This window comes from Candidatus Gracilibacteria bacterium (assembly GCA_028687475.1).
GTDB lineage: Bacteria > Patescibacteriota > Gracilibacteria > BD1-5 > UBA2023 > STC-74.
Map to the genome: position 1 here is coordinate 229369 of JAQUAB010000001.1, position 24118 is coordinate 253486.

Annotated in this window: 23 protein-coding genes and 2 pseudogenes; 11 read left to right on the forward strand and 14 right to left on the reverse strand. The window is 41.6% G+C overall.

What is annotated here, in order from left to right; genetic code table 25:
• Positions 1 to 98: 98 nt before the first annotated feature.
• The 3 genes from PHY14_01135 (at position 99) to PHY14_01145 (ending at position 2371) form a co-directional block, all read left to right on the forward strand.
• Entirely contained in the window at positions 99 to 782 is a 684-nt protein-coding gene (locus PHY14_01135) for a response regulator transcription factor (GenBank protein ID MDD2693518.1), read from the forward strand.
• Positions 783 to 887: 105 nt separating this feature from the next.
• The gene (locus PHY14_01140; protein ID MDD2693519.1) at positions 888 to 2147 is read left to right on the forward strand and encodes a UDP-N-acetylglucosamine 1-carboxyvinyltransferase; all 1260 of its coding nucleotides are present in this window, start codon (positions 888 to 890) and stop codon (positions 2145 to 2147) included.
• A 35-nt stretch (positions 2148 to 2182) separates the two neighbouring features.
• Positions 2183 to 2371, forward strand: a complete 189-nt coding sequence (locus tag PHY14_01145) for a hypothetical protein (GenBank protein ID MDD2693520.1) — start codon at positions 2183 to 2185, stop codon at positions 2369 to 2371.
• Between the two features lie 27 nt (positions 2372 to 2398).
• Here PHY14_01145 and PHY14_01150 read toward each other — a convergent pair whose 3' ends face one another.
• The gene (locus tag PHY14_01150) at positions 2399 to 2863 is read right to left on the reverse strand and encodes a hypothetical protein (protein MDD2693521.1); all 465 of its coding nucleotides are present in this window, start codon (positions 2861 to 2863) and stop codon (positions 2399 to 2401) included.
• Between the two features lie 131 nt (positions 2864 to 2994).
• Here PHY14_01150 and PHY14_01155 point away from each other — a divergent pair, with 131 nt between their 5' ends.
• From PHY14_01155 to PHY14_01165, 3 genes are read left to right on the forward strand one after another with little or no spacing between them, the layout of a single operon-like run.
• A complete protein-coding gene (locus PHY14_01155; protein MDD2693522.1) occupies positions 2995 to 6396 on the forward strand; it encodes an ATP-dependent DNA helicase in 3402 nt (1133 codons plus the stop codon).
• 38 nt (positions 6397 to 6434) lie between these two features.
• Positions 6435 to 6941: a hypothetical protein gene (locus PHY14_01160; GenBank protein ID MDD2693523.1), complete on the forward strand. Its 507-nt coding sequence runs from the start codon at positions 6435 to 6437 to the stop codon at positions 6939 to 6941.
• A gap of 5 nt (positions 6942 to 6946) precedes the next feature.
• Positions 6947 to 7528 carry an HD domain-containing protein gene (locus PHY14_01165; protein ID MDD2693524.1) on the forward strand — a complete coding sequence of 194 codons (582 nt, stop codon included), beginning with the start codon at positions 6947 to 6949 and terminating at the stop codon, positions 7526 to 7528.
• Here the strand turns inward: PHY14_01165 and PHY14_01170 are convergent.
• The 5 genes from PHY14_01170 to PHY14_01190 form a co-directional block, all read right to left on the reverse strand.
• Positions 7494 to 8066, reverse strand: coding sequence for a rhomboid family intramembrane serine protease (locus PHY14_01170; GenBank protein MDD2693525.1), 573 nt, complete (start codon positions 8064 to 8066; stop codon positions 7494 to 7496). The two genes, PHY14_01165 and PHY14_01170, sit on opposite strands and share 35 nt — an antisense overlap.
• A 199-nt stretch (positions 8067 to 8265) precedes the next feature.
• Positions 8266 to 8529: a 30S ribosomal protein S15 gene (gene rpsO, locus PHY14_01175; GenBank protein MDD2693526.1), complete on the reverse strand. Its 264-nt coding sequence runs from the start codon at positions 8527 to 8529 to the stop codon at positions 8266 to 8268.
• Between the two features lie 102 nt (positions 8530 to 8631).
• A complete protein-coding gene (locus tag PHY14_01180; GenBank protein ID MDD2693527.1) occupies positions 8632 to 9330 on the reverse strand; it encodes a hypothetical protein in 699 nt (232 codons plus the stop codon).
• A gap of 18 nt (positions 9331 to 9348) precedes the next feature.
• Complete coding sequence (locus PHY14_01185) at positions 9349 to 9762, reverse strand: NfeD family protein (protein MDD2693528.1); 414 nt, start codon at positions 9760 to 9762, stop codon at positions 9349 to 9351.
• Between the two features lie 144 nt (positions 9763 to 9906).
• Positions 9907 to 10785 (reverse strand): SPFH/Band 7/PHB domain protein, encoded by an 879-nt coding sequence (locus PHY14_01190; protein ID MDD2693529.1) that lies wholly within the window; start codon positions 10783 to 10785, stop codon positions 9907 to 9909.
• An 80-nt stretch (positions 10786 to 10865) separates the two neighbouring features.
• Here PHY14_01190 and PHY14_01195 point away from each other — a divergent pair, with 80 nt between their 5' ends.
• Positions 10866 to 11867 carry a YvcK family protein gene (locus PHY14_01195; GenBank protein MDD2693530.1) on the forward strand — a complete coding sequence of 334 codons (1002 nt, stop codon included), beginning with the start codon at positions 10866 to 10868 and terminating at the stop codon, positions 11865 to 11867.
• A gap of 728 nt (positions 11868 to 12595) precedes the next feature.
• On the opposite strand, the pseudogene PHY14_01200 reads toward PHY14_01195, so the two are convergent.
• From PHY14_01200 to rpsF, 5 genes and pseudogenes are all read right to left on the reverse strand, one after another.
• Positions 12596 to 16273, reverse strand: a pseudogene (locus PHY14_01200) (alpha/beta fold hydrolase).
• 148 nt (positions 16274 to 16421) lie between these two features.
• Positions 16422 to 16772 (reverse strand): hypothetical protein, encoded by a 351-nt coding sequence (locus tag PHY14_01205; protein MDD2693531.1) that lies wholly within the window; start codon positions 16770 to 16772, stop codon positions 16422 to 16424.
• A gap of 261 nt (positions 16773 to 17033) precedes the next feature.
• A pseudogene (rpsR, locus tag PHY14_01210) lies at positions 17034 to 17246 on the reverse strand (30S ribosomal protein S18).
• A 29-nt stretch (positions 17247 to 17275) separates the two neighbouring features.
• Entirely contained in the window at positions 17276 to 17683 is a 408-nt protein-coding gene (locus PHY14_01215; GenBank protein MDD2693532.1) for a single-stranded DNA-binding protein, read from the reverse strand.
• A gap of 23 nt (positions 17684 to 17706) precedes the next feature.
• Entirely contained in the window at positions 17707 to 17997 is a 291-nt protein-coding gene (gene rpsF, locus PHY14_01220) for a 30S ribosomal protein S6 (GenBank protein ID MDD2693533.1), read from the reverse strand.
• Between the two features lie 231 nt (positions 17998 to 18228).
• Here rpsF and PHY14_01225 point away from each other — a divergent pair, with 231 nt between their 5' ends.
• Entirely contained in the window at positions 18229 to 18507 is a 279-nt protein-coding gene (locus PHY14_01225; protein MDD2693534.1) for a hypothetical protein, read from the forward strand.
• 65 nt (positions 18508 to 18572) lie between these two features.
• On the opposite strand, the gene rpmG is transcribed toward PHY14_01225, so the two are convergent.
• Positions 18573 to 18746: a 50S ribosomal protein L33 gene (rpmG, locus tag PHY14_01230; protein MDD2693535.1), complete on the reverse strand. Its 174-nt coding sequence runs from the start codon at positions 18744 to 18746 to the stop codon at positions 18573 to 18575.
• 165 nt (positions 18747 to 18911) lie between these two features.
• Here rpmG and obgE point away from each other — a divergent pair, with 165 nt between their 5' ends.
• From obgE to PHY14_01245, 3 genes are read left to right on the forward strand one after another with little or no spacing between them, the layout of a single operon-like run.
• The gene (gene obgE / locus PHY14_01235; GenBank protein MDD2693536.1) at positions 18912 to 20282 is read left to right on the forward strand and encodes a GTPase ObgE; all 1371 of its coding nucleotides are present in this window, start codon (positions 18912 to 18914) and stop codon (positions 20280 to 20282) included.
• Between the two features lie 52 nt (positions 20283 to 20334).
• Positions 20335 to 21705 carry a UDP-N-acetylglucosamine 2-epimerase gene (locus PHY14_01240; GenBank protein MDD2693537.1) on the forward strand — a complete coding sequence of 457 codons (1371 nt, stop codon included), beginning with the start codon at positions 20335 to 20337 and terminating at the stop codon, positions 21703 to 21705.
• A 42-nt stretch (positions 21706 to 21747) separates the two neighbouring features.
• The gene (locus PHY14_01245) at positions 21748 to 22032 is read left to right on the forward strand and encodes a hypothetical protein (GenBank protein MDD2693538.1); all 285 of its coding nucleotides are present in this window, start codon (positions 21748 to 21750) and stop codon (positions 22030 to 22032) included.
• Between the two features lie 13 nt (positions 22033 to 22045).
• Here the strand turns inward: PHY14_01245 and PHY14_01250 are convergent, their stop codons facing one another.
• Both PHY14_01250 and PHY14_01255 read right to left on the reverse strand, forming a co-directional pair.
• The gene (locus PHY14_01250) at positions 22046 to 22891 is read right to left on the reverse strand and encodes a WecB/TagA/CpsF family glycosyltransferase (GenBank protein ID MDD2693539.1); all 846 of its coding nucleotides are present in this window, start codon (positions 22889 to 22891) and stop codon (positions 22046 to 22048) included.
• Positions 22884 to 24062: a glycosyltransferase gene (locus PHY14_01255; protein MDD2693540.1), complete on the reverse strand. Its 1179-nt coding sequence runs from the start codon at positions 24060 to 24062 to the stop codon at positions 22884 to 22886. The genes PHY14_01250 and PHY14_01255 overlap by 8 nt, the downstream gene beginning before the upstream one ends.
• Between the last annotated feature and the right edge of the window lie 56 nt (positions 24063 to 24118).

The window sequence follows — 24118 nt, forward strand, 5'->3', positions numbered from 1 at the left end:
ATTTTTCCTTGCACATTTCTCTTCATTCAGTCTAAGAGTATTTGATTTTTGGGAACTCTCATATACAATCATCCCCAGTCTTTACTCTTCCTTTCCCAATGAGCACAAACACAATTCTTCTCATAGAAGACGATGAGGGAATCCTCACTCCTCTTTCGATGTATCTAGAACAATCTGGCTTCAATATCGCGACATGCAAAAATGGCATAAATGCGCTCGATACATTCCGCCAAGAAAAACCGGTGGTTATTGTTCTCGATATCAATCTTCCTGGAAAAAATGGTATTGATGTTTGTCGGGAAATACGTGAAATCAGTACAATACCTATCATTATTCTTTCTGCACGAGAAAGCGAAGACGATAAAGTCACACTTCTGGATCTTGGTGCCGATGACTATGTTTCCAAACCATTCTCTGCACGGGAACTCGTCGCCCGCATTCATGCGGTCATCAAGCGAAGCGAAATGAAAAAAGAACAAAAACCATCATGAAAGTCAATCATGCTTGGTAATATCACACTCGACGCAAAAACACACATAGCATCAGTAGATGGAGAGGAACTACGACTCACAAAAACAGAATTTGCACTTCTCGAATATTTCATGAAAAATAGCAAAGGAATCATCAAGCGAGAATCGCTCATGAAGGATATTATTGGATACGATCAATATATCTATGATCGAACGATCGATACGCATATCAAAAATCTCCGGAAAAAAATCGGAAACTCTATCGAAATAGAAACAATCCGTGGAATCTGATATCGAGTCAATGAATTGTAATTGTTCATTTATTGAACCATAATTATTACAAATAAACGGAATATCTGAAAAAAATTGCAAGTCTTCTCTATTTTCATAGAATAAGGAGACTTTCTCTATTTATCGATGCTCAAAATCTCTGGCCCTCAAAATCTCGCTGGCACCGTAAAAATATCTGGCTCTAAAAATGCAGCACTTCCGCTCATTGCCTGTGGACTCTTTTTCAAACATTTCACCCTCCATAATGTTCCACATATTGGAGATGTTCACACATTTCTCTCTATCATCGAATCACTCGGAGTCAAAGTCGACTTCCATGATAATGGAATACTCACACTCGATACCACACATATGAGTGTTCATTGACTCGATCGCGAGAAAATCAAAAAAATTCGCGTTGGAATATTTCTTTTTCCACCACTTCTCAAGCGATTCGGTGGACTCGAGATTCCTTATCCAGGTGGTTGCAATATCGGAAAACGCCCTATCGACGAACATCTCACTGCTTTCTCAACCTATGGTTATGAGAATATGGGTGAAGGTGAAAATATCGCATTCCAGTGAGAAGATCATGGGAAAGATATCACTATTCGCGGGAATTTCGCTGTGACTGCCACAGAGAATATTCTCATGATGGCAGCATTCCGTATAGGAAAAACGACTATCGAACTCGGTGCCATCGAACCACACGTTATCTGTCTCATTGATTTTCTCCGAAGTGTTGGCGTGAATATCGAGGTTACCTATGATCATCACATCAGAATCGAAGGAATCGGAACTATTCCAGATACTGCAGAAGCAACGGTCATCTCAGACTATATCGAAAGTGGAACTTTTGTGGTACTCGGGGCACTCACCGCTGAACCATCAGTGAAAATCGAACATGCGAGAATCAGCGACCTCACTGCATTTCTCGGCAAGTGTGAAGATATCGGAGTGCGCTTCGATCTCGATCAAGAAAAAGATATCATCACCGTCTACAATTCTCGTTCGAGTCTTCGATGCGCCAATCTCCAGACGAATGTCTATCCTGGTTTTCCGACAGATCTCCAATCCCCTTTTGCTCTCCTCCTCACACAAGCAGATGGCATGTCACGTATCCATGAAGTCCTCTTCGAAGGTCGACTCAATTGGCTCATCGAGATAGAGAAGATGAAGTGACATATTGCCATCATGAATCCACACGAAGCGCTCATATTCGGAAAAACACACCTCAGAGGTGCAACGGTTTCGAGCTGGGATCTCCGAGCTTGAGTCACTATGATTCTCGCGGCGATGATTGCTCGAGGAGAGACAACCATCACGAATGTCGAATATATCGAGCGTGGCTATGAAGACATTATCGGAAAAATCGCGAAACTGGGTGGAATTATTGAGACAGTCTAACTTTTCTCTTTTCTAGATAACTAATCTACTCACTTATGTGATACTGAGACTTCGCACCACCGAGCGGACATCACGCGAAAATACCGCTCACAAAAGCACAAATCAGAAAAATGCAAGAAGCCTACAAAAATGCAGATAAAATCAGCGCAGAAGTAAAGGAAAAAGAAGAGGAAGAACAAAAAATATCCGCCAAAGAGACGGATACTATTTTAAAATTTCTATAGATACACTTACGAAGGGAACGATTATAATTAGATTACACTTACTGGGCCTTCTGCATTTTTCTGTGCCCATTCAAGTATAGCATTCGCGCTATCAACAAGAGATTCCATATTATTTATCCAAGAATCTCACAGCGAATTATCAGTATCTCGAATATCAATTTTAGGAAGTCATAGAAAATAGTTTACTACCATTCACTCTGTAAAATGAGCACCGTGATGCTGCAGCCGAGAGAAGTTATCTACATCAGAAAGCACATCAACCAACTCTTGTCTTATTTTATTCGCTGTTTCTTTATATCTTCCTGTCATTTTGCTAACATATTCTCACTTAGCTTCCCTTTCTGTATAAAAAGATTCTTGAATTTGTAAATAATTTTCTACGACATGTGGACTTGCAGATAATTCTCCACAATTTTTTCCACTAAAATCTCTTATATACACACCCTTGTTTTGAGTTTCATAACTTCAGAGATAACCTTGCGATGTATTCATAGATGGAAGAATAGTCTAATAAACTTCTTTATCTTATTCTCTCTCTCTGTATTGTCAAATAATATTTTTACTTTTTAATAATTATATATAATTTTCTCGACTTGCTCGAGTTTTTTTGTACAATTGGATGCATGCAAAAATCCTTCTCTGACATCCTCGCTTCTCTGAATGAAAAACAACTCGAAGCAGTCGAAACCATCTATTGACCTGTGCTCGTGATTGCCTGACCTGGAAGTGGGAAAACACAACTTCTCGCAGCTCGTATAGCCAATATCCTTCAGACGACAGACTACCTCCCATCGAATATCCTCTGTCTCACATTCACAGAAAATGCTACCAAGAACATGCGAGAACGCCTTGCGAGCATGATTGGCCAGGATGCATATCGTGTTGCGATTCATACGTTCCACAGTTTCGGGAATGAAGTTATCAATCGTTTTCGGTATCTCTCGAAGGAATACACTGACGCCAAGCCTGTAGATATGATTGAATCTTCACGGATTCTCGACCATATTCTCGAGTGACTCTCATGGGATAATCCGTACAAGCCAGGATTTCGTGCCAGTGATACGATCAAGGAAGTCCTCGGAAATATCGGAAATCTCAAGAAATGAGGAATTACTCCTGCATTTTATCGAGTGATTCTTGAGCTCAATCGTCGTACTATAGAGCAGATAAACCCTATCATCAGCGAATATTGGAGTCAGATAGATAGCCTCGGACAAAAGAAAGAAGAAAAGGCGAAAAAGATCGAACTTTTCCAATTATTCACAGAAAAGGTTCAACAATTGTCCGAATCAGAGAAAAATATAGGAAATTATGAACGATTCGAAACAGTATTTTCGCGAAGTCTCGGTGAAGCATGGGAACTATACGAATGAGATAACAGCACGAAGTTCATGAACGCTTGGCGCGATACTTGGACACAGAAGAACTACAAAAATATCCGTGAACTCAAGGAAACCAGCAAGCTCGAGAAACAACTCGCTCTCGCTGATATTTTCGAACTGTATCAGAATACTCTGAAGGAAAAATGACTCATCGACTTCTCTGATATGATCCTCGAAGCTATCAGCCTCATCGAAGAGAATGATATTGTCCGCATGAGTCTCGCAGAGACCTACCAATTCATCATGATCGATGAATTCCAGGACACCAATGAAGCTCAGATGCGACTCATCAACGGAATCCTCTCAGTTAATACCGAGAATCCGAATATTTTCGCTGTTGGTGATGATGATCAGTCCATCTACAAGTTCCAGTGAGCTAATACGAAAAATATCCGCGATTTTCACGATAATTATCCAGATACTCGACTGATTATCCTCGAGAAAAACTATCGTTCGAAAGAAGAGATTATTCATGCAAGTCGTTCAGTTATCAAATCAGAAATGAACGATATATGAAATATCTTCGAAGGAGCAGTGAAAAAATTCGAAGCTATTCGAGAAACTGGCGGTAGTGTCAGAAAAAGGAAATTCAAGAATGAACTCGAAGAAATCTCATGGATCATCGATGATATTGCATCAAAAACCACTTCTGGAATCCATCCGAACGAAATTGCTGTGATTACGAAGAAGAATAAAACGCTCGAACTCATAGCAAAATGACTACTCGAGAAAAATATCAGTGTCAATCTCTCGAAGGATGAATCTATTTTCGACAATGAGATTATCATCCTCATCCTCAATATTTTGAAGCTTCTCGATACTCTCGAAGGAAGTTATCGGGAGGAAAATGCTGAACTTCTCGTGAGTATCATTTCTCATTCGTGTTTCGCCATCAATCGTCTCATTCTCTGGAATATATCCAAGACTATCTACCATGCTCGAAAAGATACGACGAAATCCTGGATCGAAACCCTCGCAAACCATGAAGATGAAAAGATACGAAATATAGGGAATTTTCTGAAGGAGCTTTCTCAGAGAGCGTACACCGAACGACTCGAAGATATTATCGACTATATCACTGGTGCGAATCAACTCTCACTTCCTGATGACTACGATGATGAAGGAAAGAAAAATCCACTCCAGATCGATATGTTCTCTGGAGAAAAAGAAGAATACATTTCACCTCTGTATTCTCACTTTTTCGGACATATATCGAACCATAATTGATGAGATATACTCTATTCACGTCATCTGGCGAACATGCGAGCATTCATAGAAAATGTCCGCAGTTACAAGAATGGCAAGAATTATCTCACGCTCCATGATGCTATAGAAATCCTCGATCTCATCGAGAAGTACGATATCCAGATAGAAGTCTCCCACATCATTGGTGATGAATCCAATGCTGTCAATCTCATCACGGTCTACAAAGCAAAATGACTCGAATGGGAATATGTCTACGTGCCATGCATCCATACGAGAGAATACAAATCTGGGAAGATTTCTGGATCAACTCTTCCGAAAAATCTCCCACTCGAAGCCGATCGGGATGATGATAGTGATATCGAGCGGCTTATCTATACTGCCTTCACTCGTGCGAAGGATGCACTCACTATCACCTATTCCGAGGAGAGTATCAGTGAGAAATCTCTCGAGCCACTTGCTTGTATCGAAGTCGAAAGTACTGACTGGGAAGAGTCCACGACCACACCACTCACGAGCCTCACGGAAACACTCGAAATCGAGAAAAAAGAGTTGTTTGCACTTCCCTATCTCGGCGAAGAACAAGACTTTCTTCGCGACCGTATCGAGAAACTCTTCGTCATGAATGCCACAGCACTCCAGAACTTCCTGAATGTTGCCGATGCTGGACCAGAATATTTCGTCTCGAATTCCCTCCTCCGTTTCCCCCAGGCAAAAAATATATCCGCCACCTATGGTTCTGCGATGCATAAGGCACTCGAAGATTTCTTCACCGACTACGCGGGCAAGAAAACCTACAAGAAAGAAATCCTCTTCGAATCGTTCGAAACATATCTGAGAAAGGAAGGATTCGACCGAAAAACCGAAGAAACCTATCTCGCACGGGGAAAAGAAAACCTCGAATCGCTCTACTCGGAAATCACGGGACAATCCTATGGAGAACTCTTTCTCGAATATGATTTCCGTGCGGCACATGGTGGAACATTCTTGCCAGTGGATGAAACCAATGCCATCCAACTCACAGGAAAAATCGACCGTATCGAGCGGCTTCCTGACGATTCTCTCATCATCACTGACTACAAGACTGGAAGTGGATTCGATACTTTTGATGGGCGCGGAGCAGAATATGAGAAGATCAAGCAATGGAAATATCGTCTCCAACTCTGTTTCTATGCGATCTTGTTCGAACTCTCTCCTCGCTGGCGTATGTTCCAGAACAAGCGATATGAACTCTTCTTCGTCGAGAAAAATCGTGATGAAGATCGATTCCACCGTGTTGTCGAGTATATCCAACAAGGAGAGATTGAGCGGACAAAGAGACTCATCATCGCAGTGATATCGAAAATCCAGAATCTCGACTTTCCTGATATCTCGAAATATCCGAAAACACTGGAAGGAATCAGGATGTTCGAGGAAAAATTATTAAATTGACAAATATAGTTATTTTATTATTTTATATTAAAATAACGCTTTAACATATGTCCAGATACTACTTGCAGAATCCTCGAGGTTACTGAGAAGGATGACCCCTCTGTCTCACTTACAGATCAGGTTTTCTCTGATATCAATCACAACAAATTGCAACATTACTATGAAAGAAAAGAACTTGATTAGAGGCCACTTGTGAATTATTCTGAATACCACCTCATGTTGTAGAGCCTTTCTTATGAGGAAAAGATACAGACAGAGAAATACTTATCCATGCTTTTGATATTTTCACGGAAAGATACAAAACAATTCCTAAAAACACTTGTAATATAAAAGTCCAAGACCATCAATATATTTGACTCAGGGCTATTGGACTTATCATACAATGAAGAGAAAGTTTAAATGCAATAAAAGAAGAAATAGGATTTTGACCTCAAGCAATCAGTCAAAAAATACATCTTGCACACAGACTTCTAAAAAACGGTTGGAAAGAATTCCAACATGATATACTAACTGCAAGAGAAGAATTGGAATATAGTTCAGAAACAAATAAATAATTCTTATGTTTCTTGAGCAGTTCAATCAACTTAACAATATTCATCAATCTTCCGAATCAATTCTCGCTCTTGAGAAATTTTTATCAGATGTACAAAGAGTCTGGACAAAAGATCCTGAAATCCAAGAAGAAGAATCTGTTCTAGATCATACCAGGGAAAGTATAGAGCTCGCACGCAAATATTCTCATATCATCGAGCAATATGGATGAAATCCTCTCCGAGTCGTCCATCTCCTCGAAGTACATGATATTCCTGAGATTCTCACGGGAGATACCGATCCACGACGCATCGATGCTCATGTGAAGCATGTTCGTGAGGAATGGGCAATGACACTTCTGATTTCAAACCCGAGCGACCGTGAAGCTTGGCAAGAATATGCAGAAGGAGAAAGTATCGATGCACAATTCGCAAAAGCATTCGACAAAATGCAATTTCTCCTAAAACTTCAAAAAATAGGATGGAGAAGTGAATATCCATGAGCTATGAGAAACTATAGAAAATATTTCCTCCCCTTTCCTGAACTTCTCGAGATAGTCGACCATCCAATATTTTCTACCATTGTTTCTTCCGAAAGTACCACCATATAAGCCCAAAAACTGCACCGAAAAAGTGTCCGACGAAACTAATATTTCCCATGAATCCGATAGCAATATTCAGAACGAGCATGACGAGAATCTGATTCGCCATCGGATGATGTGCCGTATGGAGATCAATCCAGAGATACGAGAGGATCGCCATACAGAATCCCGAGATACCAATCGTGAGAGAATATGGAGCGAAGAACCAGAGCGCCGCAGCAACGAAAATCGTATTGAGAAGAAAGAAGAGTTGGAATCGCCCCTTACTCATGCGAGTCTCCACTTCTGGTCATGCCTGGTAGAGAAAATAGGAATTGAAAAGAATATGCAAGATGCTTCCATGAAGAAACTGATAGAGAAATAACTGCCCAATAAATAGAATCATTCCATCTCCAGAAAGAGAAATATGATGAAATCCAAATAACGATACAATACCTGGAAATAGAAATCCAAGTACAGATACAATCACTGCTACTACAATAAGTGCATGAGAGAAATATTCTTTCGGATAGAATGGAAATGGAAGTTGAGTTTTGTATGAACGCATAGAAAAAATCCCTTTACGAATAAAGGGATTTTAGGAATTTTTGGAAAGAATACAACTCTTCATATCATTTTGTCATTCCGAACGGAGTGAGGAATCTCTTTCAAATATATTTTGAGAAGCTTTAATACAGCGGAGAGAGATTTCTTCATTTCATTACGAGATGACAAAAATAAAACCCTCGAACGAGGGTTTTTGGTAATTATTTTCGGAGTCCGAGCTTCTCGATAAGAGCGAGATAGCGAGATTCTTCCTTCTTCTTGAGGTAATCAAGAAGTTTTCGACGTTTTGCTACCATCATCACGATACCGCGACGAGAGTGATTGTCTTGCTTGTGAGTCTCGAGGTGATTCTTCAAGTTCTCGATACGAGAAGTGAGAATAGCAACCTGAACTTCTGGAGAACCAGTATCGCCCTTGTGCGTAGCGAACCCTTCCATGAGGGATTTCTTTTCTTTATGATCCATATTGTAGGAATTACAGTATTTTGAGATAAAAAATGTCAAAACCCGAAAATACACGAGTCAAAACAAATGGAGTATATAGAAAGGCTTCAGAAAAGCAAATTTTTATAATACTTGTCTCAGCGCCGTGATATTGAATGCATAGTCCATCTTCGTCGAACCAAGAATTCCGAGATATCCTTCATATTCCCCGATTTCAATTTTCTTCACTATCATGGTCGAACTCTCGAGTTCTGGAAGAATATTCTCTTCCCCGATGAAGACAGAAATACGATTGGTAATCTCCAGTTCTGAGAGAATATCGAGAAATTGATGTTTATTTTCGAGAAATTTGATCACTTGATACATTTCTTCGCCAATGACTCCTTTATTTCTATCGAAATAATTCGAAAGTCCGAGATAATACGAAGCACCAAGAGAAGGAATGCACGCGAACGTAATCTCACCCGTGATTTTCGTCAATCGAGATACGAGAGCATAGAGGGCATCATCGATGCGGTTATTCTCGACTTTTCGAGCATATTCTTCTTCTGCTTCGAGAAATACGGCAGGCATCGCCTCCATCAGATAATCCACAAAAACTCGAAGTCCACGAGTCGTCGGAAGTCGTCCAGCACTATTGTAGGGCTGGAAAATGAGTCCCATTTTCTCGAGGGAAGCCATATCATTGCGGACTGTTGCAGATGATACCTGAAGATCATGTTTTGCAAGAAGTGACTTTGAGCCCGTAATTTCTCCAGTCTTGATATATTCTTCGACGATGAGCTTCAGGATATGAACTTTTCTTTGATCGATTTTTTTCATGACAGAAACTTTTATGGATTATTTCTTTTTCACACGCATTGTCACACCATGATGCCCAGTAATCTCGACTTTATCGCCAGCAGAAAGATCGTCTTCTGACTCAATCAGATAATCAACTCCATCGAGAGTCACCTTCCATTCACCGCTGACTTTCTTGATAGTGCGAACTTGACCCATATATTGATCAGCTCCTTGTGGCATATGCGGATCTTGAGGAGAGAGAAGTTTCGGGAGTACAAAAGCAAAGATAAGACTCAAAATCGCAAATACAATTCCCTGAAGAATAGTGAAGGTCGTATCTCCAAGAAAATACACCAATCCCGCCACAAACGCACTCGCAATAGCGAGAGAAAGACCATAGAATGTAGTCGTTACCATTTCTATGATGAGAAAAATGATAGCCGCTGCAATCCAAAAATAGAGAATAGACATACTATAAAATTAGAAATTATAAATGAAAACTGTAGAGAATTAAAATTTTGTCATCCTCCGTAGGAGGATCTCTTTATTGTCAGGAAGGGATTCTCGCAAGCGAGAATGACAAAAGAGTAATTTATTTATATTCATCATTTATAGCTATTTCGCTCCTCCGAAGATTTTCGACACCCCAGCAAGAATATCAGAATCGAGAATATATTTTGTATTTTGTCCGAGAGCTCCTTCGATTACTTTGAGCTGTTCCTTTGTCACTGCAGCTCACTTGAAGAACTCTACCGCAGCATTGGACTCGAGTTCCATGCGCTTCGCTTCGGCTTCTGCGATAGCAATCTTCGCATTCGCTTCACCCTGAGCACGGAGAATCTGAGACTCACGTTCCCCTTCTGCCTGAAGGATTTTTGATTGCTTATCACCTTCTGATTTTGTGATGAGAGACTGTTTGTATCCTTCTGCTTCGAGAATTTGTGCACGTTTCTCACGTTCTGCCTTCATCTGTTTACTCATAGCATTCTGAATATCATCTGGTGGATCGAGACGCTTGATCTCGACACGGAGCACCTTGATTCCCCATTTTCCCGTCTCACGATCGAGAGATTCGAGAAGTCGTCCATTGATAATCTCACGATTCGAGAGTGTCTCATCGAGAGACATTGTACCGAGCACACTACGGAGATTGGTCTGCGCGAGGTTCACGACCGCCATGAAGACATTGTTGATGTCATAGGTCGCCTGATATGGATCGATAATCTGGACATAGATAACTCCATCTACTGCCATTCCGACATTATCCTTGGTGATAATCTGCTGTTCAGGAACTGTGACAACTTGTTCACGAATGTCAACACGTTTTACAGCTTGGATACCAGGAATGAGGAAAAATATTCCAGGCCCAACCGTATCCGTATATTTTCCGAGGAATTCTCGAAGCCCAACCTCACCCTGATTGATCTTGCGGATAAAGGCAGGAATCATGACAGCAATCACAATCAAGAGAAAAATAATAAATCCTGGTGTCATAGAGAAGTTGATAAAAAAATAAAAACACTATAATCGTATAGTTTTCGTCCAAAAAAGCAAAAAATTTAAACTTCCTTCAAATGACTAATATCGTTGCTATCGGTGGTGGAGCTGGAACATTCAATGTTCTCTACGGAATCAAGCGAAATCCAGAATTCAACATCTCAGCCATCATCTCCGTTGCAGACAATGGTGGAACTGCCGGACTCATTCGTGACAAATATGGTATCCTCCCTCCTGGAGATTTTCGCCGTGCTATCGCGGCACTGGCAGGAAATACAGAAATCGTGAGAAAACTTTTCGAATACAGTTTCAAGTGAGAAGAATGAGTCATCGGAAGTAATAAAATCGGAAATATCCTCTTCACTGCTCTCACGGATATTTCTGGAGGAGATGTAGAAAAGGCTATCGATACTATGGGAGAAATGTTCGACGTTCGCGGACGTGTGATTCCTGTGACACTCGAGGATGTGAATCTTGCTGTTCGCTTCGAAGATGGAGCCGTCGTCGTGGGGGAGAAAAATATCGACGTCTCAGATAAAAACGTATTCGAACGGTCACATAACATCGACCAGAATATCGTCGATGCTTGGCTCGAAGGTGCAGAAGGGAATCTCAATCCTCGTGCTCGTGAAGCTATCATGAATGCTGACTATATCATCATCGGGCCTGGAGATCTCTATACGAGTATTGTCCCGAATCTTCTCTCTGTCGGAATGCGTGAGGCACTGAGCGCCAGTAGTGCAAAAATCATCTACATATGCAATGCGATGACAAAACGCGGTGAGACCACCAATATGGAAGTGATTGATTTTATCAATACGATCGAGAAATATATCGATCCAGGAAAGCTCAACTATGTCATCGTGAACAACGGCTATATCTCTGATGAAGTGGTCGAGAAATACCGTGCTGAGGAAAACAAGAAGCCTCTTAAAATCAAAGATTATTCACTCTTTGAGAAAAAATGATATAAAATAATCGATCGTGACCTTGTACATACGAATGGTGATTATGTCCGTCACGATCCGGAAAAGCTCACAAAAATCCTCGAAGACATCGTGGGTGGGTGGATAAAATAATTATCTTTTGCCTATAATACAACATAAATCTGATTATTAATCCTCTTCTTTTGGAGAAGAGGACATTGATATAGTCATACTTTATCATGTACTCTTTGGTGCATATTATAAGCATCTCTCTCCAACTTCTGGAATATATTTATACTATAACAAACATAAAAAAGCCCCCTATGGTAAAGGGGCGCTAGCACCTCATTTTCTCATGGAAAATGAGGCAAGAAGAAGCTATACGGCTTAACTCGACCTAGATTCAGGCAAGCTAACTCGTAAAGTTCCTCACGATATGATATGTTTTGGTATTACGGGGAGGAGAGGGGTGTTTTTTAGGCAACCCCTCTCTCCTTGCCCTACCGTGCTGTCCTTCAGGACGGCGCGGAGCGGGCGACGGGTTGGGCGACGATGGCCATGTGAATCTCCTCGAAAAAGAAGAAGTGGATTTGCCCAATACTACAGGCAAGGTATAGCCTACAGAAGAAGAAGAAGAAGTCAAATTTTTTTCGAAAATTCCTTATGTAATCTGGTATAGAAAAGATAAAATCCAGACGTATAATCTGGATTTTATCGATGAGTGGATGCTATTTCACCACAATCGACAGCATTTTATTCGGGATAAAGATTTCTTTTATGATTTCTTTTCCTTCGAGCCACTTCGCGATATTCTCATCAGCACGGACAACTTCTGAGACCTCTTCTTGTCCGACACCATTGAGAAATGTGAAGGTTCCACGGAGTTTTCCCCCGACCTGAACTGCAATCGTCACTTCATCATCCACGAGCATGAATTCATCATATTCTGGCCAAGGAGCGTTATAAACGGATTCAAGATTCAATATTCAAGATTCAAGATTAGAAACATTGTCATTCTGAGCTTGCGAAGAATCTGCTCCGTTATTTTGAATTTTGAATTTTTCATTTTGAATCAGGAACCATAGTTCTTCTGCCATATGCGGTGCGAATGGATGAAGGAGAATCGCGAATGATTCTTTCCATTCAGTTTGGAACTCAGCATCCTGAGGAAGTCCTTCATTGAGGAGAATCTGGAGCGCAGAAATCGCTGTATTGAACTTGTATTCGACAATATCCTCCCCGATTTTCTTGATCGTTTTATGGAGCTGTTTCATGGCTTTCATATCATCTTTTGCAGTATTCTTCCCTTCGAAGAACGTAGAATATGCCTTATCGAGGAGACGACGAACTCCGATAATCGAATCCGTACTCCACGGAGCCGTATCACGGAAATCTGCCATACTCATCTCATAGAGACGAAGCGAATCAGCACCATATTCGCGGACAATATCGTTCGGATTCACGACGTTTTTGAGAGATTTCGACATCTTCGCAACCACTTGTTTCACTTCTGTTCCTGTTGATTTTTCGAAATATTTCCCATCTCTTTCTTCGATGAGATCCACTGCAACGAGTCCACCATCCGCACGCTCATAGGCATACGCGAGAATCATCCCCTGATTCACGAGCTTCTGGAATGGTTCTTTCGTCGGAACAATACCAATATCATAGAGTACCTTGTGCCAGAATCGCGCATAGAGGAGATGAAGCACTGCATGTTCCGTTCCTCCGACGTATTCATCCACATTCTGCCAGTACTCAAGCGCTTCCTTGCTCGCGAGGGCGAGAGGATTCGCAGGATCCATATAGCGAAGATAGTACCAGCAACTTCCACCCCATTGTGGCATCGTGTTCGTCTCACGTTTTCCCATGAGATTCGTCGCGAGTTCTACATTCACGAAACTCTCTACGGTCGCAAGTGGCGATTGCCCATCCCCTGCTGGCTCATATTTCTCTACTTCTGGAAGCATAAGAGGCAGATTCGAGTCGATGATGATTTTCGAGTTAATACCATCATAGATCTTGGAATATATTTTTCAATCGATAACCAGGAATTCTTCTGAAAGTTCCCTCCCTGAAAAGGGAGGGTTAGGGTGGGTTACATAAGAGGAATCCTTATTTAGTGTAACCCCCTCTGACTCCCCCTTGTCAAGGGGAGAATAGATACACGCTTCACCAGTTTTTGCATCCTTAAGTTTCTCTACTCTTGGTAACTTCACATAATCCTCATGACTAATATGAATCAGTGGAATCGGTTCTCCCCAGTATCGTTGACGAGAAAAAAGCCAATCACGGAGCTTGTAGTTTACCTTTTTGCGACCGAAGCCTTCGGATTCTGCTTTTTCAGAGAGAACTCGGCGAGCTTCTGCGGAAGTGAGTCAATTGAATCCAGAAGAATTCACAAGAATTCCATCTTCAGAAGTAGCCTTTGGAGAAAATGCATGCTTGATAGCAAAAGCGAAATTCTTGTGCAAATCAATACCAGTAAATTTTTCAAGAACCTCTTCTACAGAAAGCCATTCCCAAGAAAAATCCTCATGCTCTTCCAAACTCATTTCAACTCGCGATTCATTGAGCAATTCAACAAGAAAAAAACTAGCCATTGCTTCTCTTTCCACTTTTCTTACAGGAGCATGATGATTCATATGAAAACTACCAATGCACTCTTTTACTACAAAATTCTGAAAACCCGTTTCTTCTTTAATTTCTCTTGTAATAGCCGTGAGTATATCTTCACCTTCATCTACTCAACCACCTGGAAGGTCATAAAGATTTTCAAATTTATTGAATTTAAAAACAAGAATCTTTCCATCTTTTACAATAAGTGCTTTTGTAAAATCTCGACGAACTGCATTTTGTTTTGGAACTCCAAGAACTGGTGCAACGCTTTGCTTGATAGGAAGACTATACCTCTTAGCAAAGGCAAAATCCCTCTCATCATGCGCTGGAACCGCCATCACTGCACCAGTACCGTAGTGACCGAGCACATAGTCCGCAATCCAGAGTGGAACCGTTTCTCCATTGAATGGATTCACGACATATGAGCCGGTGAAAACTCCGGTTTTTTCTTTTCCTTCGTTGGTTCTATCTTGATCCGAGCGACTCGCTGCCTCAGTGATATACGCTTCACACTCTGCCGACTGTTCATCAGTGATGAAGTCATAGACACGAGGATGATCCGGCGCAAGTACAGCATAAGTCATTCCATAAACCGTGTCGACACGAGTGGTGTAAACTTCGATGGATGGAAGGATTTTATTTAAGAAAAGATTATGTGTGGCACTGTCTCGGTCATTAAAATGTCCTGCACTCTCGATATCAAAATGGGTTACTCAGATGTCATCAAAATGCTTTTTAGCCTCAGAATAAGTAATATATGGGTCATTCTTTGATAAGAATATTTGCCAGTCATTAACATTTCCACGGATTTTATCTGGATGATATTGTGTTTTCATTGTACGAGAACCAATGTCCCATGATACTTCTGACATGCTCGCACTCCAATCAACAGAGTCAATAAGCCCATTGAATACTGGAGCAACACAAATAAGTTTACCAATCTTTTTTTCAAGTCTCTCCACAAAATGCATCCCGAGAAATCATCCCATAGAATGCCCTATCACAAGGGAATCTTGATTCATCTTTGATTTATATTGATCAAGGAATGCTAATTGTTTTTCTAAATCTGGTTGGGTTGGATTGGGTAAACTCGGCATAATTACTTCATATCCAATATCTTCAAGTTCCTTCTTGAGCCCTGTTTGCCAAGCATGAAAATGAACGGAAGTGGTTCATTCATCTTCCCATCCATGAAGGATAAGAGCAAGTGGCTTTCATTCTACTTTTTTCATCATCCGAAACTCACACCCCTCACTCTTCCCTATCCAATTGCGTTGCATCTCTTTCACGCCCTCTGGCCAATCGAGTCCATCGAGATCTTCGATGAGTCGATCTGCATATTCGGTAATTTTCAAAACCCACTGACGAAGTGCGCGCTTCTCGACGCGAGTGCCACAACGATCACAGGTATTGTCAGCGAGGACTTCTTCATTCGCAAGTCCCGTCTTACAACTCGGACAATAGTTGATCGGCAGATCCTGTTCATATGCGAGTCCGCGCTTGAAGAGCTCGAGAAAAATCCACTGTGTCCATTGGTAATATTTCGGATCGGTCGTATCAATCTCGCGACTCCAATCATAGGAAAATCCGAGAGACTGAAGTTGCTCCTTAAAAATAGCAATATTCGCGGCGGTCGTCACAGCTGGATGAGTACCAGTCTTGATAGCATAGTTCTCAGCGGGAAGCCCGAAAGCATCCCAACCCATCGTATGGAGAACATTGTATCCCTTCGCATGATAAAAACGCGAGACAATATCGGTCGCTGCATACCCCTTCGGATGCCCGACATGAAGTCCAGATCCTGATGGATAAGGGAACATATCGAGGATGTATTTCTTGGGTTTTTGTATATCAAATGGTGGATTCTTCGTCTGGAAAGTCTGGTTTTCTTCCCAAAATTTTTGCCATTTCTGTTCGAGTTCGGTATGATTGTACGGCATAGAAGCTATTAATTATAAACTACAAAATTTCCTGAAAGGAAATAAGGATAATTCATGAAATAAATCTCTCTCAATATAGAGAAAATCTGGAAAAATACAACAAAAAAACCTTTGCCAAAGCAAAGGTTTTTAAGAAAAATGTAGATTCTTATTTGTTCGCAAGGAATCCAACAGCCCAATTCACGATAGAGAATGAGAGGAAGATCACTACGATACCAAGAAGAACCTGGATCAGGATATTCTTTCCTTTCTTCACCTTCTCTTCGTCACCTCCAGCAGTCACCATGAGGAATCCTCCATAGAGACCATATCCAGTAGCGAGAAGTGCAAGAAGACCAAGAAGTCCATTCAAGATATTCACAGCAACATCTACCACACTTGTCTGAGTTGTTCCCTTGAGGCGGTCATCAACCGTACCTGTAGTGATAGCTGCGAAAGACTGTTCCGCAGTGAGTGCCGCAGCTGTTCCAGTAAGGGCGAGCTTTGTAAGAGTGTTCATATATGAATAATTAAAAATATAAACGACAGCGCTATCATATCAGGTTCAAAGATAAAAGTCAAAAAAAAAGTAAAAACTCTTCACGACCAATGAAGAGTTTTCAGTTTTTACAAAGCTAGAACCAAAAGAGTGGGAGTTAAATGAGTCTGACCAGACTCACTCTTTTTCAGGAAATTAGACAGCAACCGCTGATTCGTCGAGAACTGGTGCAACTGGAGTCTCAACAGGAGTTGTAACAGCAGATGTAGTGGGACGACGAACTTCGAGTACGTATGGAAGAAGTGCCATGTAACGTGCGCGCTTGATAGCAGTTGCGAGTTTTTTCTGATTCGAAAGAGAAACACCACTATAGTATCGTGGGATGATACGATTGAACTTCGTGAGATATTTCTTGAGAAGAACGATATCTTTGTAGTCAATCTGAGTGATCCCTTCAGCGTCGATTGGACACTGCTTTTTTACTTTTTTAGACATAAGTAATAGGATTAAGAATGGAATTAAAATTAGAATTTACCACCTTCGAGATCAGAGAAGTCATCGAAGTCTACAGGATCTGGAGTGTCTGTTTCTGCGAAATCTTCTCTTTTTGAGAGGAAGATGAGCTGACCGACAACTACTTCTGTCTTGTGGAGCTTCGTGCCATCTTCTTTATCGATGATGCGAGTCTTGAGTCGACCTTCGATATAGACGAGTTTCCCCTTGGTGAGGAATTGCTCAGTACGTTCTGCGAGTGGACCCCAGACGACACAATTGGTGTATTCTGCTTCGGAGAGAGGTTCTCCAGCTGGACCTTTGTAGTACCGATTAGTGGCAATCGTGAAGGTTGCTACTTTTTTGTCACCTGCCGTTGTTTTTACAAAAGGATCTTTTGTTACATTTCCGATAAGGATAACCTTATTGATAGTTCTCATAAATGGAGAAATGATGAAATAAACTAATCTTCAAGCTTAACAAACATGTAACGCCAAATATCTTTCTTGATGTTGAATGAATTCGAAACATCAAAAAATCCTCCATTTCCCTCACTTTCGAGAGTATAAAGAAGGTAGTATCCAACATCCGAAGTACGGATGCGGTAAGCGAGCTTTTGCTCACCTGGATGATTTCTCTCGAGCACCTTAGCTCCAGAATCCGCGAGTTCTGACTCGATAGTAGCAACGAGCTCATTGCGCTCTGCTTCTGCGAGTTCAGGGTTCACGATCATCATGAGTTCGTATTTTCTCATAGAATCCTATGGGTTAATATCTTACGGTCATAGCCGCAAGAAGGATATAAATTGCACCTATAAAAAATGCGAGCGCATTATAGAAAGAAGGAGGAAAAAAGCAAAACTTTTTTCGCGATGAAAAAATAAATACGCAAGCTCAAGTTTTTGCATGAGAAAATAAAATGCGCTAAGATATTCTCACGTCACCCGAAACAAAAACAAATACTATTTCAATAATCTATAATCATCATGTCTTCTCGCAAGAAAGAATCCCCAAAGCTTCGTGAACTTTTTGGTACCATGAATGATGTCGAAGTGAGCAAAAAACTCATTAAGAAACTCCTCCAATATAATATGCAGTATGAAGAAATCACGAAAGTTATTCTTTCTCATTCTGAGCGAGCCTTTCTCGATGCAAGACTCATCACACTCGAAGAATACTACAATGATCTCCAGAGTACGAAAAAAAGTGAAGTCGAAAATTTCCTTGCATCGATTCCTGATTTCGAGTTGACACAAAAAGCATAATCTTCAAACATAAAGAAAACAAAAAAAACCGTCGAAACGGTCTTTTTTTGAATTGGATTCAGAAATTATTTCGCGTCAACAAAAGTGTACTCAACGTGTGTACGAGTCACCTTGTCATACTTCATGAGCTTGAGTTTCTCTCCTTGTGGAAGATTCTTCTTGTTCACAGCATAGACGTAATCACGACGTCCACCTCCAGCAGCCTTACCAACCTGGTATGTACATTTTCCCTTTGCCATAATAGATATTTTTAGATGGTAGATTGGAATTTCGAGGTTTTCTCGAAGCCCCAGAATGGACGTATCATATAGAAATATTATATTTTGCAAGTTTTTTCTCGTTCTTTTTGCTTTTTTCTGTTTTTTCCCTATTCTACCAACCAACTAACCTACTAATTTCTACACATGTTTATCGACGAAGTCAAGCTGACACTCAAGGCAGGAAAAGGAGGTGATGGCATCATCTCTTGGAGACGAGAAAAATATATCCCAAAAGGTGGTCCTTATGGTGGAGATGGTGGCGATGGTGGAGATATCATCCTTCGTGCCACGACGCACGAGACAACACTCGGGAAATTTCGTCATCTGAAGTCCATCAAGGCGGATGATGGAGAGAAGGGAGGTACCCAAGAAATGCATGGAGCAAGTGCCGAAGATACGATTCTCGAAGTGCCTGTCGGAACGATTGTGACCGATAATGAAGACGGAAGTATCATCTGTGATCTCACAAAACCTGGACAAGAATTCACTCTCTGTGAAGGTGGTCGTGGAGGATATGGAAATGCCCACTTCCCTTCCAGTACACGCCAAGCACCGAATTTTGCGGAACTCGGAGACGTCGGTGATGAACGTGATGTGAAGCTCGAACTGAAGCTCGTCGCTGATGTTGGACTTGTCGGACTTCCAAATGCTGGAAAATCTACTGTTATTCAATCTATCACGAATGTGAAGCCAAAAATCGCTGACTATGCCTTCACAACCCTCACGCCAAATCTTGGTGTCATGGAATGGAAAGGACAATCGCTCGTGATCGAAGATATTCCAGGATTGATCGAGGGTGCGAGCGAATGAAAAGGACTCGGATTCCAATTTTTGAAGCACATCGACCGTTGTCGCATCATCATCCATCTTCTCGATGCGAGCCAAGGAGAAGAACTCATGATAGAAAACTACCGAACCATCCGTAAGGAACTCGAGAACTGGAGCGAGAAAATGGCAGACAAAGAAGAGCTCGTTGTTTTCTCAAAAGCTGACCTCATCGACCCAGATCAACTCGAAGAGATGAAGCATATTTTCGAAAAAGAAACGGGAAAGAAAGTGACACTCACAATCTCTGCAGGAGCCTATATCCGTATCGATGAACTCCGAGATATTCTCATCGAGAGAATCCCAAAACCAGTAGAATCAGATATGATCACTGACGGAGAAACTGAAACTCCAGAAGTGAAGATCTATGACCTCAAGACTCGCCAAGCAGATCCAAAACGTTGTCACATCAAGAAACGTGATGATGGAGACTATGAAGTCACTGGAACTCGTATCGAAGAAATTGCTCGTATGACTGATACTCGCTACACCGATGGAGTGAATCGTATCTATGATGTCATGGAACGTCTCAGTGTCATGAAGCGACTCAAGCTCCTGATTGCTGATGAGATTTCTCGCGAAGGACAAGGATTCTTCGAAGGTGAAGAGGACTTCGTTGTACCGGGTGTCTGGATTGCTGGGAAGAAATTCTCACTCGAAGGACTCATATTTATGAGAGAGAAGGAATAATTCTTCTCTCTTTTTCTTTGCCAAACTCCTCTTTTTGTCTATATTAGACTCCATGACTCTACACGATATACAAATCCGCGACGGCTTCTGGGAAGAAATCCAAAATAATCCGCACACATACGCGCATATCATAATGATTGCGACCAAGCCAGATATCATCAAACAAGCACCACTCTACCTCGAACTGAAAAAACGAGGAGAAATGGTAATCCTCGCGCATACGGGTCAACACTACGACTACAATCTCTCCGAGGGTGTTCTCCAGGAATTTGGCATGACCGTCGATATCCAGCTCAATGTCTCAGGAAAACTCCATGAGAAATTTTCTCAGATTATCGAACGACTCGGGAATTTCCTCGTGAAGCTCTCTGGAGAATACGATAAAATCCCCGTTCCATACGTTCACGGAGATACGCTCACAGCTACAACTGCCGACAAGGCTGCATTTCTGAATAAGTTCGCTGTGGTTCACGTCGAGGCAGGAATCCGTACTTTCACACCGAACGAACATTTCTATCATCGTATCTTCACCGAGTACATGCATGGAGATTTCGATTGGGAAATGTACTATTCCTACATGCAGAATCACCGTATCTATGAGCTCGGAAGTATCGAGCCATATCCAGAGCAGTTCGACACACGAGGTGTTGAGCCTTCGACTGGATATTTTGCTGTACCGCACGAACTCTACAAGAGAACCCTGATCGATGAAGGATTCCAGGATGACCGTATCGAAGTCGTCGGCAATACGGTCGCTGATGCTGTACGACTTTCTTGTGAGAAAATCCCAACTTCGAAAGCATTTGACCTCTATCCGAATATGAAGGGGAAAAAACCGATTTTTATCACGATTCACCGTCGAGAAAATTGTGAAGTAAGAGAGCGTTTTCTTGCTATCTACAACGGGATAAAGAAACTCATCATCGAATGATATCCTGTCTGTTTTCTCGGGCTCAATGCCTCAGAAGCAGCAATCGACCGATACGAACTCCGCGCTGATATAGAATCACTTCGAGAAAAATATAAAGAGAACTTTGCCTATGGACCAGCATTTGCTCATCATCATGAAGTGATGGATATACTCACCCATGCTGGTTGCGTCATGACAGATTCTGGAAGTATGCAAGAAGAAGCCAATATCGTCGGACTCCCCTGTGTGACCGTCAGATTCGGGAGCGACCGAACCGAGACACTCCTCGCAGGAGCCAATGTCCTCGCTCCACCAGTCAATGCTCGTCTCATCGCTGACATCACCAAGTGAGCCTACGACAATCCGAACATGCGCAAGTGAAACCTCTACGGAGAAAACGTCAGTGAAAAAATCGTCAACTGAGTTCTAAAGCTCCTGAAGAAGGAATGAAAACTCTTCCGACTGGATCATGAGAGACTCGGAGTGGAAAAGTATTTTGATTGGACAATATAAAAACTCGACGTATATTATTTATAGAATTTTACTTACTCACTTATGCCTAAAGAAAAACTTGTGCGACCAGATCTTCCTAGAAATCATGCGAAAAACATATACGATCGAAAACCGATTTCAGAAACTCTTGTAGGGCAAGTGAGTGCGGCAATTGTTCATAATCATGCAAGAAATAATATTGGAAACCCCATCTTTCGATGACAACTCATGCAAGAAACAGCATGAGCAGCAGATCATGGACTCCTCAAAAGTTCTAGATCATGAAAAGCAGTACAACTTTTCTCTACTGCCGTTGAAAGAGCCTGGCTCAATGGTGAAGAGAGATAGAAAATTCCTCCAACTAAAGTTTGGAGGAATTTTTGATAAGTCTCGGAAAATGATACACTGCATCCCAGATTCTTTTTGCTCGGATTTTTGGCTGTGTAATAAGGCGATAGAGCCACTCGAGTCCGAGCTTCTGGAATACCATTGGTGCACGCTTCTGAAGTCCGAGGAGAAAATCGATCGATGCACCAACACCCAGTCCAACCACTTTCTGTGATTCAGACAAATGTGAGAAAATATCGATAAGGAGTTTCTCTTGAACTTTCATGCCAACACAAGAGAATACATATTCTATAGATTCTGTTTCGACGAGTTTTGCGATTTCCTCAGGAGTTTTTTCTCCAGAAAATACGACAAAAAGGTCTACACCAGGATATTTTGACTCGATGATATTCTTGAGATCTTTCTGTACTTCTGCCTTCTTACGCTCGAGATCATTTTTTGGTACGGCATTTTTTCGGTCGATAACCAGAATTCTTCGTTTTTCGAGTTCTCATCTTGAATCTTGAATCTTGAATCTTGAATCTTCTAATATATCCCTTACGAGGTCACTTCCCTTCACGAGTTCTCCATAGTCGTTTCTGACACCTCTTTTATCGAAAAATGTACGAAACCCAGCAGAAAAAAATCATCTTCCCTCCTGCATCATATATCACACATAGAGCCCGTTACCATCAGGAACATTGTAGGTGGCTTGCTTCAGTACATCCATGAATTCAGCATCACGATTCGCACGAACAAAAATCTCTGGATTCGGCGTGAACACGAGTATTTTTTTGGTAGGATTCTGAATCGTCGCAAGAAAATCAGAATACATTCCATTATAGAGCGGGATGTTGAGGAGAGTGGTATTTTTATTCATAGATATATTTTTTTAGATTTCCTGCGAAAGCCTCGAGAGAAAATGCCTGAGCTCGTTCTCTACAATCTTCCTTCATTTCTATCCATTCTTCTTTCGGAGTATTCCGTATCACCTGTTTCAAATTTTGAATTCATAATTTTGAATCTTGAATTTCTATCAGCTTTCCTGTTTTTCACTCGATCACTGTCTCAAGAAGCCCTCACTCATTCGCACCAATCACTGGAACTCCGCATGCCATCGACTCGACGGGCGACATCCCGAAATCCTCATCGACTGGAATATAGATATTCGCGATAGCACTCGATATGAGTGAGATGAATATCTCTTCCTTCGGAGCAGGAATCGGGAAAATATTTTTGCATCCAGCTGCAAGCGCGAGAAGTCGTTCTTTCTCAGGATCATTCTGCCCGTAGGTGAAGACGAGATTCTTCTCAGGGAGCTGTCGGAATGCCTCGATGACGACATCGACACGCTTCGGAGGAGAGAGTCTCGAAGTCGAGAGGAAATATGACTTTGATTCAAGATGCAAGATTCAAGATGCAAGATTATTCGGAACTGTAATTTCTCATTTTGAATTTTGAATTTTGAATCTCTCAGTATCAGTCGGAGGATAGAGGATCGTCGATTCCGCGTGACAGAAATGCAGAAGCCGATCGTGTGTATTCTGTGAGTTCGTGAAAATCGTATCAAATCTCCCAAGTGCCGCAATATACTTCTTCGCTTGTCTATCGAAAATCATCTTCATAATCGGGCGAATCAGTCAGGGAAATTTCTCCATGTACCGCTCACGGAAATCGAACAGATACCGTGGTGGCGTATGACAGTAATAATGTACCTTCGCATCCGTGCGAACATGCCTGAGGGCATCGAGACAATTCCCAGAAAAAATCACGATATCATATTCTCGAAGGATTCTCGTTCCATGACGGAATCGATGCGCCAACGTGAGATGACGAATCCCCTTCGCGAAAACCGGTTTCCCGAGAGCAATCATCTTCCCTTCGAATCCAAGTTCTCGAGGATCAAAACTCCCTTCTGAGAAAAACCCAGAAATGAGATCTGCACCGAGTGACTTCGCCATCAGGGTCACGAGCCGTTCTCCTCCTCCACGATAGAGGAATGAATCATGGAGAACAGCGATGCGAGGTTTCTTTGTATCAGTATTTTGCATGCGGAAAGTATAGATTTTTCACTCATGAAATCAATGCAAAGATATGGAAAATAAGA